Here is a 15124-nt window from a genome sequence, read left to right on the forward strand (position 1 = left end):
AGCGCCGCGGGGGGCGGGGCGCCGGTCGCGGTGCCGCCGCTCCGCCGCTCCGCCGGTCGTCCGGCTCCCGCGGCTCGTCGGCCGGCTCCCGACTGCTGCTCAGCCCGGTCAACCGGGCGAGCGCGGTCCGGATCGCCGGTGGTCGTCACCGACGCTGCGATCAGCGGACCAACGGCGATCAGCGCGTCAGAAACCAACGGCGATCAGCGCGTCAGAAACCAACGGCGATCAGCGCGTCAGAATCCATCAGTCCCGGGTGCGGTGTCCCCGTCGCGTACGACACTGAGAGGATGTCGACCTCACCGTCGTACCCCGTGACGGCCGGCCGCCCCGGCTGGTCGGAGCTGCCGGTGGGCCTGCGGGCCGCGCTCGCCGACCGGCTCGGCGCTCCGGTGGTCTCCGCCGACGCCGCCACCACCGGCTTCACCCGCGGCTTCGCCGGGGTGCTGACCGCCGCCGACGGCGCCCGGGTCTTCGTCAAAGCCGCGCCCGCCACCTCGTACCTGGCCGACTGGTACGCCCGGGACGCCGCGATCCTCGACCGGCTCCCGCCCGGCCTGCCGGTGCCCCGCCCGCGCTGGACGCTGCACGATTCGGGTTGGTTCGCGCTCGGGCAAAGCGTCATCGACGGACGCCAGCCCCGACACCCCTGGGATCCGGTGGAGTTGGCCGCGACCCTGGCGGCATACGCGGACGTCGCCGCCGCCCTGGCCGACCCGCCCGGTGACCTCGCCGCGCTCGGCCTGCCCCACCTGACCGACCTGGCCCGAAACGACATCCTCCGGTGGGGTGACGTGGTCGCGGGCCGCGAGCCCACGCCGCCGCTCCCGGCTCACCTGGTGCGGCGGCTGCCCGAGCTGGTCGCGCTGGAGTCGCGCCTTCCGGCGTACGCCGCCGACGCAAGCGGGCTGATCCACGGTGACCTGCGGCCCGACAACGTCCTGCTCGACGTGGCCGGGCGGGTGTGGTGGTGCGACTGGACCTGGCTCTGCCACGGGCCGGCCTGGTTCGATCTGGTCACATTGCTCCTGGGCGGATACGCCGAGACGGAGGAGGTGCTTCTCGGCGGGCCGGGTGTGCTCCTCGCCGAGCCGGACGTGCCCGCCGGTGGGCCGGGCCCCGCCCTCGACGACGTGGTCGTGGCCGGCGGCAGTTCGGATGCGGCCCTCGACTCGGGCGCAACATTCGACGGGCCGCACGCGGCTGCCATCGGCCCGGACGCGGCCTTCCTGGGACCGGACGGCGACGGGCCGGACGGCGACGCGCTGGATGCCGCCTTCGAGGCCCACCCGGCCGCTGCCGGCGCACCGCCGGACGCGCTGGACGTGACACTGGCCGCCCTGGCCGGATACTTCCTCACCACGGCGTCGGTGACCACGCCGACCGCCACCGCGCAGCTGGCCGTCCACCAGCAGCGCAGCGGCGGACGGGCGCTCGCCTGGCTCGCCCGCCGACAGGGCTGGGGCTGAGGAACCCGTCCCGCTGCCGTTACGGTGACGCTCACCGACGTCGGGTCGGTCCGGTCACGCCCCAGCTCGGCCAGGCGCAGCACGGTGAGCGGGTCAGGTGGGAGGCGTTTTGGTCTGGCACCAGGCGACCTGGTAGCCTGGCTCTTCGCGCAGCGATGACGCATGCTCGCCGCGTGAGGAAGCAGACCAACCCGAGCTATCAAGACGAGGCTGTCGCGTGGCGAACATCAAGTCCCAGATCAAGCGCAACCGGCAGAACGAGAAGCGCCGGCTGCGTAACAAGTCGGTCAAGTCGTCGCTGAAGACCGCCATCCGCAAGTTCCACGAGGCCGCCGAGGCCGGCGACGTCGAGAAGGCCACAACTCTGATGCGAGACGCCTCCCGCAAGCTGGACAAGGCCGTCAGCAAGGGTGTGATCCACACCAACCAGGCCGCGAACCGCAAGTCCGCCATCGCCAAGCGCGTGGCGTCTTTCTCCGCCTGACGCGGCTGCCGGAGACCTGACCGCGAGCCCCGGGCCGCCCGCCCGGGGCTCGCGTTTGTCTGCGCGCGCACCAACGGTGCCGTCGCGGCCGCTGCAGACTTCGAAAGATCTCGACTCGACGGGACCTACCGTTCCTGGCTCTCCCGCCGGATCCGGTGGCATGAGCGGCCGGGTCAGGTGGTGCCGCCGTTCTGGCGCGCCGGTCTCTGGACCACGGGCGGCAGCGGGTCGACTGGCGAGTCCGGTGTCGGGTGAGACGAGACGACGACGCCGGGCACGCTGTGCCGGATCCAGTCGACCCGCGCAGTGCCCACCACCGGCTCCATCTGCTGCCGGAAGCGATCCCGCTCCTGCTCGGGCACGAGTGCCGCAGAGCGGACGACCCGTGCCACCACCAGGTCGTTGAGCTTCACCATCACGGCCACCACCGCGGGCAGGACCAGCACGGCCCACCAGGTGACCAACTCGGCGAGGGCCAACAGCGCGGCGAGGGCGATGGCGCCCTCGAAGAAGACGAAGCAGAGCACGCCACCCGGGTTGACGAACCGCAACCCGAGGACGCGGGCGTAGAGCGGCCGGTAGCGATCCTCGTCGGCCACGACGGTGGCCCACGATCCGCGGGAGACTCCGGTCACCGGGCGCCGCCCTGACGCGCGGTCGCGACCGAGAAGACGGCCCGCTCGAGGGCGTACGCCCGGTTGTCCGAGCCGCCCTTCACCGCGGCGTTGCACGCGGCAGCCGCCCGCATGGCGTCGACCAGCCCCTCCGGCGTCCAGCCGCGCGCCTGCCGCTGGGCGCGTTCGATCTTCCACGCCGGCATGCCGAGGGTACTCGCCAGTTGGTACGGACTCCCCCGCCCGGCGGAGGCGACCCGCGCCACGGTGCGTACGCCGTCGGCGAGGGCGTCCGCGATCGGCACCGGGTCCACGCCGACGTGCAGCGCCCACCGGAGCGCCTCCAGCGCTGCCGGCACGTCGCCCACCATCGTGGCGTCGGCGACCGTGAAGCCGGTCACCTCGACCCGACCCCGGTAGTAGCGCGACACCGTCTCCGGGTTGATCTTCCCGTCGGTGTCGGCCATCAGCTGGGAGCAGGCAGCGGCCAGCTCGCGCAGATCAGCCCCGACCGCCGCGATGAGCGCCTCGGCGGCGTCGTCGGAGCACCGACCGCCCGACCGACGGATCTCGTACCGGACGAACGCCACCCGTTCACGATGCCCCTTCAGTCTGGCCGCCGGTACGACGGTAGCGCCGGCTGCCTTCAGACCGTCAGCGAACGCCTTGCCTTTGGCGCCACCGAGGTGCAGCACGACCAGGTGTACATCCGGATCGGGATTCCTGGCGTACGTCAGCAGCGCGGACGTCAGATCCTTGCGCGCGTCCTGGCCCGAGCGGAGGACGAGCAGCCGGCGCCCGCCGAAGAGCGACGGGCTGAGCATCTCCGCGATCTCACCCCCGGTCAGCGAGCCGGCCTGGTATTCGCGGACGTCCACGTCCGGATCCTCGCCACGCGCGCGGGCGACCGCCTCGGCGACCGCTCGCGTGGCGAGCAGTTCCTCGTCGCCGAGGACGAGCACAATGGGGGCGAGGCTGGCGGCGGTCACGCCGCCCATATTCGCACGGCCGGCCGCCGCAGCCAGCCTGGTGGACCGCACTCCGGCGGTGAGCCCCGCACTCAGCGCAAATCCAGACATTCATCTCGGTTGCCGCACAGCTCCCGCAGCCGTCATCGATCTCCTAGGTAGGTCCGAGCGGGTCCGGACCACGGGTGACGGTCGCGAGACCCGACGGCTCGACCACCGCCGCTACGTCGCCATCGGCGTCGGTCCGCAGCACCCGGGCACCGCCCCGCGCCAAGCGGCCCAGCACCGCCGGGTTCGGGTGTCCGTAGGTGTTGCCCGTCCCGACCGGGACGAGGGCAACCACCGGCCGGACCGCGTCGAGGAACGCCGGGTCCTGGTAGGCCGAGCCGTGGTGGGCGACCTTCAGCACGTGCGCCTGAAGACCGCCCGGCGGAGGGCGGTCGAGCAGCGCCCGCTGCTCCTCGGCCTCCGCGTCGCCGGGCAGCAGGATCCGCACCCCCGCGACCGTCGCGAGCAGGATGAGGGAGTTGTTGTTCGGGTCGGACCGGGTGCCTCGCAACGGGTACGGCGGGCCGACCACGGCCAACTCCACCGCACCGGCGTGGTACCGCCAGCCCGCCGGGGCGGAGACGAGGTCGGCGGAGCCCGCCGCCGCCTCGGCCCGGACCACGTCCCACCCGGCCGCCGGCTCCGGCCATCGGGGCGTCAGGACGGTGGCGACGCGACGGCCCCGGAACACGCCCGCGACGCCGCCGATGTGGTCGGCGTGGAAATGGCTGACCACCAGCAACGGCACCTCGCGGATACCAAGCCCGCGCAGGCAGCGGTCCGCCGCCCCGGGGTCCGGTCCGGCGTCCACCACCACGGCCCGGCCGGGGCCAACCGGCAAGACCACCGCGTCACCCTGCCCGACCGCGCACGCGACGACCACCCAGCCCCGCGGTGGCCACCCGGACGCCACCAGCCGCACCGGCAGGGCACCGACCACTGCGGCGACGGCGACCACCGCCACCAGCCGGCGGACCAGCGGGCGCCGGACGGCCACCAGCAGCACGAGGGTCAGCCCGGACAGCAGCGACGCCCCGGCCAGCCCGTCCGGCCAGGGCAGTGTCCCCGCTGGCACACGCGCACCGTGGTGCGCGACCGTGACCAGCCACCACGCCGGCCAACTGGCCAGCCAGGCGAGGAACCCGGCGCCGGCCGGCCAGAGCGGTGAGAGCCCCGCCGCCACCACACCGAGCACCGTGGCCGGTGCGATGGCCGGCACCACCAGCAGGTTCGCCGGAACCGCCACCAAGCTGACGGTGCCGGAAAGGCCCGCCACGACCGGCGCGCAGGCGAGCTGCGCCGCGGCGGGCACGGCCAACGCCTCGGCGAGACCGGCCGGCACCCGACGGCGGCGCAGCGCGTCCCGCCACCGCGGGGCGAGCAGAAGCAGCCCGCCGGTGGCCAGGACGGAGAGGGCGAAGCCGGCATCACCAGCCAGTTCGGGGTCAACCAGCACCAGCACCGTCACCGCTGCGGCCAGCGCGGGCAGCGCCGCCCGGGGCCGACCGGCCGCCAGCGCGGCGAGCCCGATCGCCCCCATGGTGGCCGCCCGCACCACACTCGGCGATGGTCGGACCAGGATCACGAAGCCCACCAGCGCGACCCCGCAGAGCCCGGCCGCCAGCCAGGGACCGACCCGAGCCCAGCGGGCGAGCAGCAGCACCGCACCGACGATGATCGCCACGTTGGATCCGGACACCGCCGTGAGGTGCGTCATGCCGGTGGCGAGGAAGTCCTCCTCCACCGTGGATGGCAACCGACTCGTGTCCCCCACCACCAGCCCAGGCAGTAGGCCACCCTGCTCGTCTGGCAACGGGTCGCAGACCTCCCGCAGGCCGGAACGGAGCGTGCCGGCGGCCCGCTGGAACGGCGGAGAGGGGCCGTGCACCGCCGGTGGCCGGGTCGACCGGAGGACCGCGGCGGTCAGGTCACCTCCACGCGGGGCGGCGAGGCGACCCTCCGCGGTCAGCCACTGCCCGGGCAGCAGTTCCCGCCAGGCCGCGTCGGTGGCGAGGACGAGCACCCGTACCCGGACCTGCACGCGCCGGCCGTCCCGCGCGGTGAACAGGCTCGACTCCGCCGGCACCAGATACATGGCGGGGCCTCCCGGGACCCCGCGTACGGCCCGGGGATCGTCGCGGACAACCAGCTCGGCAGTGACGGTGCCGCCGTCGCCGACGAGGGCAGCCAGCGGCGCGGCATCCCGTATGGCGACCCGAGCCCCGGTGGCGCTCGCCCCGCAGACGACGCCGAGCAGCACGGTGACGGCGATCCAGCCGTGGCGACGCACCGGCGCGGCCGGCCGGCCCAGGCGACCGAGCAGGTGCAGCGCGCCGACACCGGCTGCCACACCGCTGGCTGCCGCCACGAGCAGCGTCGCGCCGGCGCTCAGGTGCAGCCCGGCGAGCGCGGTAAGCCACGCGGCGACAGCCAGGCCGGCGAGCCGCAGGTCGGGTACGTCGTGCGTGCCCAGCCCCGCCGTTGTGCCGGCCGCCGGGTCGGCCGCCCACCGACGGGCATTCGGACGCGGCGAGTTGCCGGGGGCGACCGCGGATCCAGGATGCCCGGTCATACCGTCACCAGGTCCTTGAGCTGCTCGTACCGCGCATCGCCGATCCCGTCGATTCGGCGCAGGTCGCTCACCGAGCGGAAGCCGCCGTGCTGTTCTCGGTGGCCGACGATGCGCTGCGCGAGCACCGGCCCGACCCCTGGCAGCGCGTCGAGCTGCGGCAGCGTGGCGGTGTTCAGGTTCACCCGCCCGCCGGTCGCTGGACCCGCCGCATCCACTGCGCCGGCGGGCGGGGGCGCTGCGGCCGGCGCGGTGACGCCCACGAGGATCAGCTCCCCGTCAGCGATCTTCCGGGCTGGATTCAGCAGGGCCACATCCACGCCGGGCAGCGCGCCCCCGGCCGCCTGCACGGCATCGGCGACTCGAGCACCGGCGGGCACCCGCACCAGCCCCGGCCGGCGGACCTTCCCGGCGACGGCCACAACCAACTCGTCGCCCGGCGTCGCCGACGGTTCGGACCGGTTCGGGACGGTCGCGATCGCCGTGGCGCCTGTCAACGGTGGGACCGGCTCGGCCCGCGGCTGGGACCGCCACGCCCAGAGTCCGGCCCCGAGCACGACGAGAACCGCGACGACGGCCAGCACCCGCACGCCGCGCCGCCCCGGATCGAACGCTCCCGGCCCCGGCAGGCCGGGACGGCCATCGGTCGGCTCCTCTCCGGCACCGCGCGCCACTCGGTGCCGGGGGTCGTCCGGGCAGGCCGGCGTGAGCGGCTCTCCATCGCGCGGTGTGGTCGGGCCGGTGGGGGACGACGGGTCGGCGTCGACCGGCCCGAGCGGCGACCGCAGCCGCCCCGGGCGGACGCCGACCAATCGATCATCGAGCCCGCCCACGCCCGGCACCGCACCGGCCCGATCCCCGTCGTCGTGCCCGCTCCCGCCCGGCGTCGTGCCGCTCGGGTCATTCCCGACCGGCACGACGTCGGGCGGGCGGAGCGCCACGGTGGCCCTGATCGCCCCGTCCGTCGCTGCCGCCGGCAGCACGCGGCGCAGCCGCTCCCGGACCACCGTCTCCTCGTCGTACGACACGGCGTGAGGCTAGGCCGCGACGGACGGTGGCGGCGGCCGGCGACGTCCTCGGCTGTGGACAGTACCGCAGCTGTGGACAACGCCCTGATCATGTCCGAGATGTGTCGGGTGACTCCCACCGCCGGTCAGCCGGCCACCGGTGGGCGACGGTGCACCACCACGCAGGCCAGGCCCGGGCCGGCGTGCGCGGCAACCACCGCACCCGCCTCCGAGACGTAGGTGTCGCGCAGACGGGCACCGAGCCGGGCGGCCAGCGCCTCCCGGAGCGCCTCGGCGCGCTGTGGGGCGGCCAGGTGGTGCAGGGCGAGGTCCACATCCACGTCACCGGATGCCTCGACGGCCAGGTCGACCAGGCGGGCGACGCCCCGGCTGGCGGTCCGTACCTTGTCCCGGAGGACGATCGCCCCGTCCGGCATGTACATGATCGGCTTCACCGAGAGGGCGGTGCCGAGCAACGCCTCGGCCGCGTTGATCCGGCCGCCCCGGCGAAGGAACTCCAGCGTGTCGAGGTAGAAGAAGGTGGTCGTCCGCGCAACGGCACCCCGCGCGGCGGCGCGCACCGCGGGCAGATCGGCGCCGGTCGCGGCGGCCTCGGCGGCGGCGACCGCCGGAAAGCCGATGCCCATTCCGCAGGAGCGGCTGTCCACCACCGTCACCCGGTCACCGAGGTCGGCGGCGGCCAGCCGGGCGGCCGCTACGGTACCGGAGAGCTCCGCCGACAGGTGCACCGAGACGACTCCTTCCGCGCCCTCGTCGAGGAGCCGCCGGTACGTCCGCGCGAACTGCTCCGGAGCGGGTCGGGACGTGCTGACCGAGACCCGCCGGCTGCGCAGCGCGCGGGTGGCGTCGCCCGGGAAGGTCTCCACCCCCTCCAACCCCTCCGCACCGTTGAGGACGACGGTCAGCGGCACCACCGTCAGTCGGTGGACGGCCAGCAGCTCGGCGGGAAGGTAGGCGGTGGAGTCGGTGACGACCGCGACGGGCATGTCGGAACGCTAGCCGATCTCACCGCGGATAGCCGAGGCCCGACAGCGACATCCCGCCGAGGTCAGCCGACCCGCCGGGGTTGGAGCGGGTCAGGGCGCGTCGGTGCCGGTCGGCGCGGCGAGCAGACCGACGTTGTGCGCCCGCAGGTGCCAGCCCCGGACGGGGTCGTGACGCAACTCGGTCCAGTGGCAGTTCTGCAGGGCGCCGACCGTCCGCAGGACGTCGTGGTCCCACCCGAGCAGCTGACCGACGCCCTGTCGCGCGCCGCCGCCGTGCGTGGTGACCACGATGGTGCCTCCGGGCACGGCGTCGGCGGCGTCCTGAAGGGCAGCCCCGAGGCGCTTGCCGAGGTCGTCAAGGGTCTCGATGCCGGCACCCGGGTCCGGGTCGCCGGCCCGCCAGCGGGCGTGCTCCTCCGGGTGGTGCTCGGCGACCTCGGTGAGGGCGAGCCCCTGCCAGTGGCCGAAGTACCGCTCCCGCAGCCGCGGGTCGGTCCGGACCGGTAGCCCGGTCACGGCGGCCAGGGCGGCGGCGGTGTCGGCGGCGCGGCGTAGGTCACTGGCGATGATCGCGTCCGGGCGGAGCGCGGCGAGCAGCGGTGCGGTGGCCCGGGCCTGCTCCCGGCCGAGGTCGTTCAACGGGACGTCGGTCTGCCCCTGGACGCGGCCGGTGGCGTTCCAGTCGGTGTTGCCGTGCCGCCAGACGATCAGCCGGGTCATTCGGTGCCGGCACCCGACTCGGCGGCGGCGAGGTCCCGGTCGACGAACGGGATCTGGGGGCAGTCCTTCCAGAGCCGGTCGAGGGCGTAGAACTCCCGCTCCTCCGTGTGCTGGACGTGCACGACGATGTCGACGTAGTCGAGCAGCACCCAACGGCCGCCGCGCTCCCCTTCGCGCCGGACCGGTTTGGCCTTCTCCGGCAGCCCGAGCAGCCGCTCCTCGATCGCGTCGACGACGGCGAGCACCTGGCGCTCGTTGGGGGCGGCGGCGAGCAGGAACGCGTCGGTGATGGCGAGTTGGTCACCCACATCGATGATGACGATGTCCTGCGCCTTCTTGTCGGCGGCGGCCTGGGCGGCGGCGGTCGCCAGCTCGTGTGCGCGTTCGGAAACTGTCACCGTTCTCCTTCGATCAAGCGTGCGACCCTCCAAGCCTCTCACATCCGGGCACGTCACGAGCGGTCAGTTACGGTGCGTTCGGAGCATGAACGACCGCATACCGTGGCAGATCACTGCTGGTAGAGCCGCCGCTTGGCGATGTACTGCACAACGCCGTCCGGGACCAGGTACCACACCGGCTCGCCCCGGGCGACGCGGTCGCGGCAGTCGGTGGACGAGATGGCCATCGCCGGCACCTGCACCAGGCTCACCGTGTCGGCGGGCAGGTGGGCGTCGGACAGCTCGAACCCCGGGCGGGTGACCGCGATGAAGTGAGCCAGCTCGAAGATCTCGTCCAGGTCCTTCCAGGAGAGGATCTTCGACAGCGCGTCCGCGCCGGTGATGAAGAAGAGCTGGACCTTTGGGCCGTACTCGGCGTGCAGGTCGCGCAGCGTGTCGACGGTGTAGGTCGGGCCGCCGCGGTCGATGTCGACCCGGCTGACCTGGAAGCGGGGATTGGAGGCGGTGGCGATCACGGTCATCAGGTACCGATCCTCGGCGGGGCTGACCGGCTCGTCCGCCTTCTGCCACGGCTCACCGGTGGGAACGAAGATGACGTCGTCCAGCCCGAACCGGTCCGCCACCTCACTGGCCGCGACCAGGTGCCCGTGGTGGATCGGGTCGAAGGTGCCGCCCATGATCCCGATCCGTCGGATGTCTTCCTCCACCCCGCGATCCTAGGCCGCCCGCGACAACCGCCTGCCCGCCCCGTCCGGCCCGCACCAGACGAACGAGCGTGTTCCCGGAGCAGGAGCATCGTTCCGGACCGAAACATTGTTCTTCCGGGAGGAGTCGCCCTTTTCGGTAGTGGGCACCTCGTCCTCGCATGGGGCGCGGGACGAGGTACGGGAGGACGCGCGGTCAGGGACGTCAGGCGGCTGCCGCGGCGACAGCGGTGCGGGCGACCAGGGCGCGCCGCAGGTCGTCATCCGCGTCGACCACCTGGCGGCGCAGACCGGGTGTGAGATCGTCGCGGGCAAGCAGCGCCGTGACCGCCTCCCGGGTGGTCTGGGCGACGGCGTAGCGGGGAAACGCCAGGGCCGCGATCCGGTCCGTGACCCAGGGCGTACGGCGCCGTGCGGCGACCGGCAGATCGGCGAAGTACCGCGCCAGGTACGGCGCGGTCAGCTCGGCCTGCTCCGGCTGCCAGAAGCCCTCGGCGGTGGCCTCGACCAGGCGATTGGACAGCCTCGTGTCGGCCACGACAATCTCCCATGCGGTCTGCTTGGCGACCGGGTCGGGCAGTGCCGCCCGGCAACGGGCGGCACGCTCGGCACCGGTGGCGCTCCGGTCGGCCGCCGCCTCGGCGGCGATCTCCGCCGCGCCCGCCGCGCCGAGCACCACCAGCCGGCCCAGCACGGCCCAGCGTAGTTCGGCGTCGACGGCGAGCCCCGGCGGCACGGCCCGGCCCGCCAGCCAGCTCGTCAGCAGGTCGGCGTCGGTGGTCGCGGCGATCCAGCCCCGAGCGGCCGCGAGCTGCAACGATCCGCCGGCCGGAGCGGAGTCCAGCAGCTGCCGGCAGGCCCCGGCGACGCGGACCAGCGCCGCCCGCCGAGCCAGCGGATCGAGGTAGCGGTCGATCAGTGAGCGGCTCAGCGTCAGTACGTCCTCGGCGATCACCACCTCGGTCTCGGCCGGCAGCGCCGCAGCGATCAGCCCGACCAGGGCGGTGATCGGCCGTTCCCCGTCGGTCGCCGCGTCCAGCGCCTCGCCCCACAGCAGTGCCCGCGCGAGCGGGTCGACCAAGCCGGGCAGCAGCTGGGGTACGGCGTCCACCGAGGCCGGGTCGAGCCGGATCTTGGCGAAGGTCAGGTCACCGGCGTTGGGCAGCAGCAGCCGGGCGGCCGGGGATCCGGTCAACTCGGCGAGCACCGTCCGGCCCCCGTCGGTGTCCGGAGCCAGCTCCACCTCGGTGTGCCCGACCAGCCCGTCAGCCGCGTAGCGGCTGACGCCGATCCGGTGCGGGCGCAGCACCGGGTGTGATCGCGGGGCGGTCTGTACCACGGCCACCTCGGTATAGCGGCCCTCGGGGTCCACGGCGACCTCGGCGCACAGCGTGTTGACCTGGGCGGTCCGCAGCCAGCGCCGCGCCCACCCGGTCAGATCCCGCCCGCTCGCGGCGCTGAGGGCGGCCAGCAGGTCGGCCAGGGTGGCGTTGCCGAACCGGTGTTTGGCGAAGTGCGCGTTGAGACCGGCCAGGAAGGCGTCGTCGCCGAGCCACGCCACCAGCTGCCGCAGCACACCGGCGCCCTTGGCGTACGAAATGCCATCGAAGTTGAGCAGTCCCTCGGCGGCGTCGCGCACCTCTTTCGGGGCGACGGGGTGGGTGGACGGGCGCTGGTCGGCCGCGTACCCCCAGGCCTTGCGCCTCAGGGCGAACGTGGTCCAGGCCCGGTCGAAGCGGGTCGCCTCGGCGGTGACCCGGGCGCCCAGGTACTCCGCGAACGACTCGTTCAGCCACAGGTCGTCCCACCACCGCATGGTGACCAGGTCACCGAACCACATGTGGGCCATCTCGTGGGCGATGGTGGTGGCCCGCAGCTCCCGCTGGCCGTCCGTAACCGCCGAGCGGAAGACGTAGTCGTCGCGGATGGTGACCAGACCGGGGTTCTCCATCGCACCGGCATTGAACTCCGGCACGAACGCCTGGTCGTACTTGCCGAACGGGTACCGCTCGGCGAAGAGCTGGTGGAACCGGTCCAGACACTGTTTCGTGACGGTGAAGATCTCGCCGATGTCCGCGTCGAGATGAGCGGCGAGCGAACGGCGGCACCAGACGCCGAGCGGAATGCCATCGTGCTCGTCCCGGCGGACGTGCCAGGGGCCGGCGATCAGCGAGACGACGTACGTGGCCAGCGGCGCGGTCGGGGCGAATTCCCAACGCCCCGGGCGGCGGGCGGCGGCCAGCGGGCCGTTCGCGGCGACCGTCCAGTGCTCCGGGGCGGTGACGGTGAGGGTGACCGGCGCCTTCAGGTCGGGCTGGTCGAAGGCGGCGAAGATGCGCTGCACGTCGTCGAGGAAGGACATGGCGTAGAGGTAGGTCTCGCCGTCGGCCGGGTCGACGAAGCGGTGCATGCCCTCGCCTGTGTTGGAGTACGCCATGTCCGCCTCGACCGTCAGTGTGTTGTGCTCGGCGAGGTCGGGCAGCGGCAGCCGACTGTCATCCAGCGTCGCCGGGTCGAGGTCGGCGCCGTTGAGGCGGACCGCCCGCAGCTCGGCGGGCTTGCACTCGACGAAGGTGCCGGTTCCGGGGGTCGCCCGGAACCGGATGGTGACGTGCGAGCGGAACCGCACGCCGCCCTCGTCGGTCAGGTCGAGGTCCACCTGGTAGGACTCGACGGTGATCAGCGCGGCACGCGCGGTCGCCTCTACACGGGTCAGGCTCGGCATCCGCTTATCCTGCCCGATAGGGATTCCGACCCACCCCCCTGAACAGCGGCACTGGAGGACTGGATCATGGCAGCGCACCCCAAGGGCGACTTCGACCTCTCCCGGGCGGTCTGGCAGCGGGCTGAGGGCGACACCTCCGAGGCCGCGGTCGAGGTCGCGTTCGTCGACGACCTGATCGGCATGCGCAACTCCGGCGAGCCGGACGGGCCGGTGCTGGTGTTCACCCAGGCCGAGTGGGACGCCTTCGTCGCCGGCGCTCAGGACGGAGAGTTCGACCTGGACTGACTCACCGGCGTCGCCCGGGCATCCGGAGCGCCAGGGTTCCGTCACCGGGCACCCGACGCCACGGATGCCGACTCCTGGCCGGACAGCTCGTGGCCGGTGTGGCTCAGGCGTACGACTCGGCTTGGCGGATGCCCGGCACCAGGCCGGCTCGTACCAACGCAGCGGCGCGCCGCCTGTCCTCGATCCACTCCCGACGCCAGATCGGCGCGCCAACCGGGCGGGCCGACGGTGGCGGTGGTGAGCCGATCGCGGCGCGGGTCCGGTGGCCGGTCGACCGCTCACCGGTCGCCGTCACCCCAGCCGAGGCCGCCCGGGCCGGGGGCGTGGTGGAACCCGGGGTGGTCGGCCACGTCGGCGCAGCGCTCGCTGTCCGGGCCGACCGCCCCACAGAAGAGTCGCTCGGCGTGGTGCCAGGCGTCGGCCGGGGAGAGCGCCGCCGCGCCGAGCGCCAGCTCGGGACGGAGCAGGCTCAACGCCTCCGCGTAGCCGACCGCCAGCTCGCGGGCCACGGCCCGGTCGGCGGCGGTGAAGCCGAGATGCACGGTGTAGAACCGGGTCGGCCGCGGCGGCCCGTGTGGGGGCGCCAGTAGGGACGTCTCTCTTGCCCCGCCCGCGCCCAGCCGCATCCACCGCCAGTACGGCGACCCGTTGTCCCGCATTCCGCCCTCCCCGTGGTCGGCCTTCCCCGCACCGCTCTGCCGAAAGCCAACCAGGTTTCCGCGTCCGTGGGAGGGGCCAGCACGTACCGTGTCTGCCCCGTCGTAGGCATCCCGGCGTCGCCCCACGGTCGCGGTGGACCGCCACCTCACTTCGCCGCGCCTGCCCTGCGCGACGCGGCTGGCGAGAACAGGTCCGCGAGAGTGCGGAAGTCACCACTTCCCCCAGGCCCTCCGGGTGCTGCTGATCCGCGATTTCTCTGCGGGGCCGACCGGATCGACTGAAGAATGAGGGATCGTCGGGCCCCGGGCGTCGTCACCGTCGCGGACGGTGACGAGCGATCCGCGTGACCGGTACCGCGGACGAAATCCGCGGATCCATGGAGGTGCAGGCATGGCGCAGAACGCACACGGGGGGTCGAGGCCCGGAGTCCAGCCGGTGGCCCTCGCGGCGGCCGGGATCCTTCTCCTGGTCGGGGTGCTCGGGTTCGTTCCCGGGATCACCACCGACTACGCCGCCATGCGGTTCGCCGGGCGCCACTCGGAGGCGATGCTGCTCGGTCTGTTCCAGGTGTCGGTCCTGCTCAACATCCTGCATCTGAGTTCCGGCCTGGTCGGCCTCGCGCTGGCCCGGCGAATCGCCGGGGCGCGGGCCTTCCTGGCCGTCGGCGGCGCCCTCTACCTCGGCCTCTGGCTCTACGGTTTCTTCATCCACCGGGGGAGCGTGGCCAACTTCATCCCGGTCAACGACGCAGACACCTGGCTGCACCTCGCGATCGGCTTCGGCATGCTCGCCTGCGGGCTGCTGATCTCCGGCCAGGTGGGCACCGGCGGCCGACTCGACACACCGATCGACCGGCCCTGACCGCGCCGTTCGGCGCCTTCCCAGCACCGGTATCCACCGGCGACCTCGCACTTCCGGTCACCATTTCGTCTGACATGAGGCTTTCGTCGCGACAGATGTACGAGTCAGATCGGCGAAGTCAGAGGCGGCAACCGGCAACCGCTTGGCGAAGCACACGGTGTCCGGGGCCGGCTCGCCGTACCCGGGGATCCGTTGATAACCGCACGCCGTGTAGAAGGTCGCCAGGTGCGCGGTGGTCCGCAGCCGGAGCACCGCGTGTCCGGCCTGGAAGGCGAGCTCCTCAAGGGCTGCCAGCAACTGCCGGGCGACGCCCCGTTTCCGACACGCCGGACGGACGTACAGTCGGTGCACCTCCCCCGTCCCGTCGTCGTACGCCCGTAGCCCGCCGAACGCCACCGCCCGGTCGCCGAGCACCGCCACCAGGAAACGGAGATCCTCGGGTGGACCACCCGCCAGGCCGGCCCAGCCGGTGTCGCCCAGTTCGCGCTGCTGGGCCGCCAGCAGAGCGGCGAGCTCCGGGTCGCTGGCGGTACGCGCCGTGATCAGCATCACCCGACGTTAGGTCGGACGTCTGTCGCACGGGTTGCGGGCAGTCGACCCCATTA

16 protein-coding genes are annotated in these 15124 nt (G+C 73.4%); 4 read left to right on the forward strand and 12 right to left on the reverse strand.

Going from position 1 to position 15124, the window contains the following annotated elements; genetic code table 11:
• Positions 1–314: 314 nt before the first annotated feature.
• Together QTQ03_RS12205 and rpsT are read left to right on the forward strand one after the other, a co-directional pair.
• A complete protein-coding gene (locus QTQ03_RS12205; RefSeq protein ID WP_289280792.1) occupies positions 315–1469 on the forward strand; it encodes an aminoglycoside phosphotransferase family protein in 1155 nt (384 codons plus the stop codon).
• Positions 1470–1686: 217 nt separating this feature from the next.
• The gene (gene rpsT, locus QTQ03_RS12210; protein ID WP_289278113.1) at positions 1687–1953 is read left to right on the forward strand and encodes a 30S ribosomal protein S20; all 267 of its coding nucleotides are present in this window, start codon (positions 1687–1689) and stop codon (positions 1951–1953) included.
• A gap of 173 nt (positions 1954–2126) precedes the next feature.
• On the opposite strand, the gene QTQ03_RS12215 is transcribed toward rpsT, so the two are convergent.
• The 9 genes from QTQ03_RS12215 to pepN all read right to left on the reverse strand — a co-directional run bounded on the left by QTQ03_RS12215 (position 2127) and on the right by pepN (position 12713).
• Entirely contained in the window at positions 2127–2588 is a 462-nt protein-coding gene (locus QTQ03_RS12215) for a hypothetical protein (protein ID WP_289278114.1), read from the reverse strand.
• Complete coding sequence (holA, locus tag QTQ03_RS12220; RefSeq protein ID WP_289280793.1) at positions 2585–3565, reverse strand: DNA polymerase III subunit delta; 981 nt, start codon at positions 3563–3565, stop codon at positions 2585–2587. The genes QTQ03_RS12215 and holA overlap by 4 nt, the downstream gene beginning before the upstream one ends.
• 124 nt (positions 3566–3689) lie before the next feature.
• Positions 3690–6155 (reverse strand): ComEC/Rec2 family competence protein, encoded by a 2466-nt coding sequence (locus tag QTQ03_RS12225; RefSeq protein WP_289278115.1) that lies wholly within the window; start codon positions 6153–6155, stop codon positions 3690–3692.
• Positions 6152–6964: a ComEA family DNA-binding protein gene (locus tag QTQ03_RS12230; protein ID WP_289280794.1), complete on the reverse strand. Its 813-nt coding sequence runs from the start codon at positions 6962–6964 to the stop codon at positions 6152–6154. Before QTQ03_RS12230 ends, QTQ03_RS12225 begins: the two co-directional genes overlap by 4 nt.
• 341 nt (positions 6965–7305) lie before the next feature.
• A complete protein-coding gene (locus QTQ03_RS12235) occupies positions 7306–8166 on the reverse strand; it encodes a DegV family protein (protein ID WP_289278116.1) in 861 nt (286 codons plus the stop codon).
• A gap of 90 nt (positions 8167–8256) precedes the next feature.
• Positions 8257–8886, reverse strand: coding sequence for a histidine phosphatase family protein (locus QTQ03_RS12240; protein WP_289278117.1), 630 nt, complete (start codon positions 8884–8886; stop codon positions 8257–8259).
• The gene (gene rsfS, locus QTQ03_RS12245; protein ID WP_289278118.1) at positions 8883–9284 is read right to left on the reverse strand and encodes a ribosome silencing factor; all 402 of its coding nucleotides are present in this window, start codon (positions 9282–9284) and stop codon (positions 8883–8885) included. The genes QTQ03_RS12240 and rsfS overlap by 4 nt, the downstream gene beginning before the upstream one ends.
• A gap of 110 nt (positions 9285–9394) precedes the next feature.
• On the reverse strand, positions 9395–9991 hold the full coding sequence (gene nadD / locus QTQ03_RS12250; RefSeq protein ID WP_289278119.1) for a nicotinate-nucleotide adenylyltransferase: 597 nt from the start codon (positions 9989–9991) through the stop codon (positions 9395–9397).
• Between the two features lie 202 nt (positions 9992–10193).
• Positions 10194–12713, reverse strand: coding sequence for an aminopeptidase N (pepN, locus tag QTQ03_RS12255; RefSeq protein ID WP_289278120.1), 2520 nt, complete (start codon positions 12711–12713; stop codon positions 10194–10196).
• Between the two features lie 66 nt (positions 12714–12779).
• Between pepN and QTQ03_RS12260 the strand changes: the two genes are divergently transcribed.
• Positions 12780–12998, forward strand: coding sequence for a DUF397 domain-containing protein (locus QTQ03_RS12260; RefSeq protein WP_289278121.1), 219 nt, complete (start codon positions 12780–12782; stop codon positions 12996–12998).
• A gap of 103 nt (positions 12999–13101) precedes the next feature.
• Here the strand turns inward: QTQ03_RS12260 and QTQ03_RS12265 are convergent, their stop codons facing one another.
• Entirely contained in the window at positions 13102–13293 is a 192-nt protein-coding gene (locus tag QTQ03_RS12265) for a hypothetical protein (RefSeq protein WP_289278122.1), read from the reverse strand.
• The gene (locus tag QTQ03_RS12270; protein ID WP_289278123.1) at positions 13277–13657 is read right to left on the reverse strand and encodes a hypothetical protein; all 381 of its coding nucleotides are present in this window, start codon (positions 13655–13657) and stop codon (positions 13277–13279) included. The genes QTQ03_RS12265 and QTQ03_RS12270 overlap by 17 nt, the downstream gene beginning before the upstream one ends.
• A 391-nt stretch (positions 13658–14048) precedes the next feature.
• Between QTQ03_RS12270 and QTQ03_RS12275 the strand changes: the two genes are divergently transcribed.
• Positions 14049–14519 carry a DUF4383 domain-containing protein gene (locus QTQ03_RS12275; RefSeq protein ID WP_289278124.1) on the forward strand — a complete coding sequence of 157 codons (471 nt, stop codon included), beginning with the start codon at positions 14049–14051 and terminating at the stop codon, positions 14517–14519.
• A 57-nt stretch (positions 14520–14576) separates the two neighbouring features.
• Here the strand turns inward: QTQ03_RS12275 and QTQ03_RS12280 are convergent, their stop codons facing one another.
• Positions 14577–15068: a GNAT family N-acetyltransferase gene (locus QTQ03_RS12280; protein WP_289278125.1), complete on the reverse strand. Its 492-nt coding sequence runs from the start codon at positions 15066–15068 to the stop codon at positions 14577–14579.
• Positions 15069–15124: the final 56 nt, after the last annotated feature.

Origin of the sequence: Micromonospora sp. WMMA1363, from assembly GCF_030345795.1 — a bacterium.
Classification (GTDB): Bacteria; Actinomycetota; Actinomycetes; order Mycobacteriales; family Micromonosporaceae; genus Micromonospora.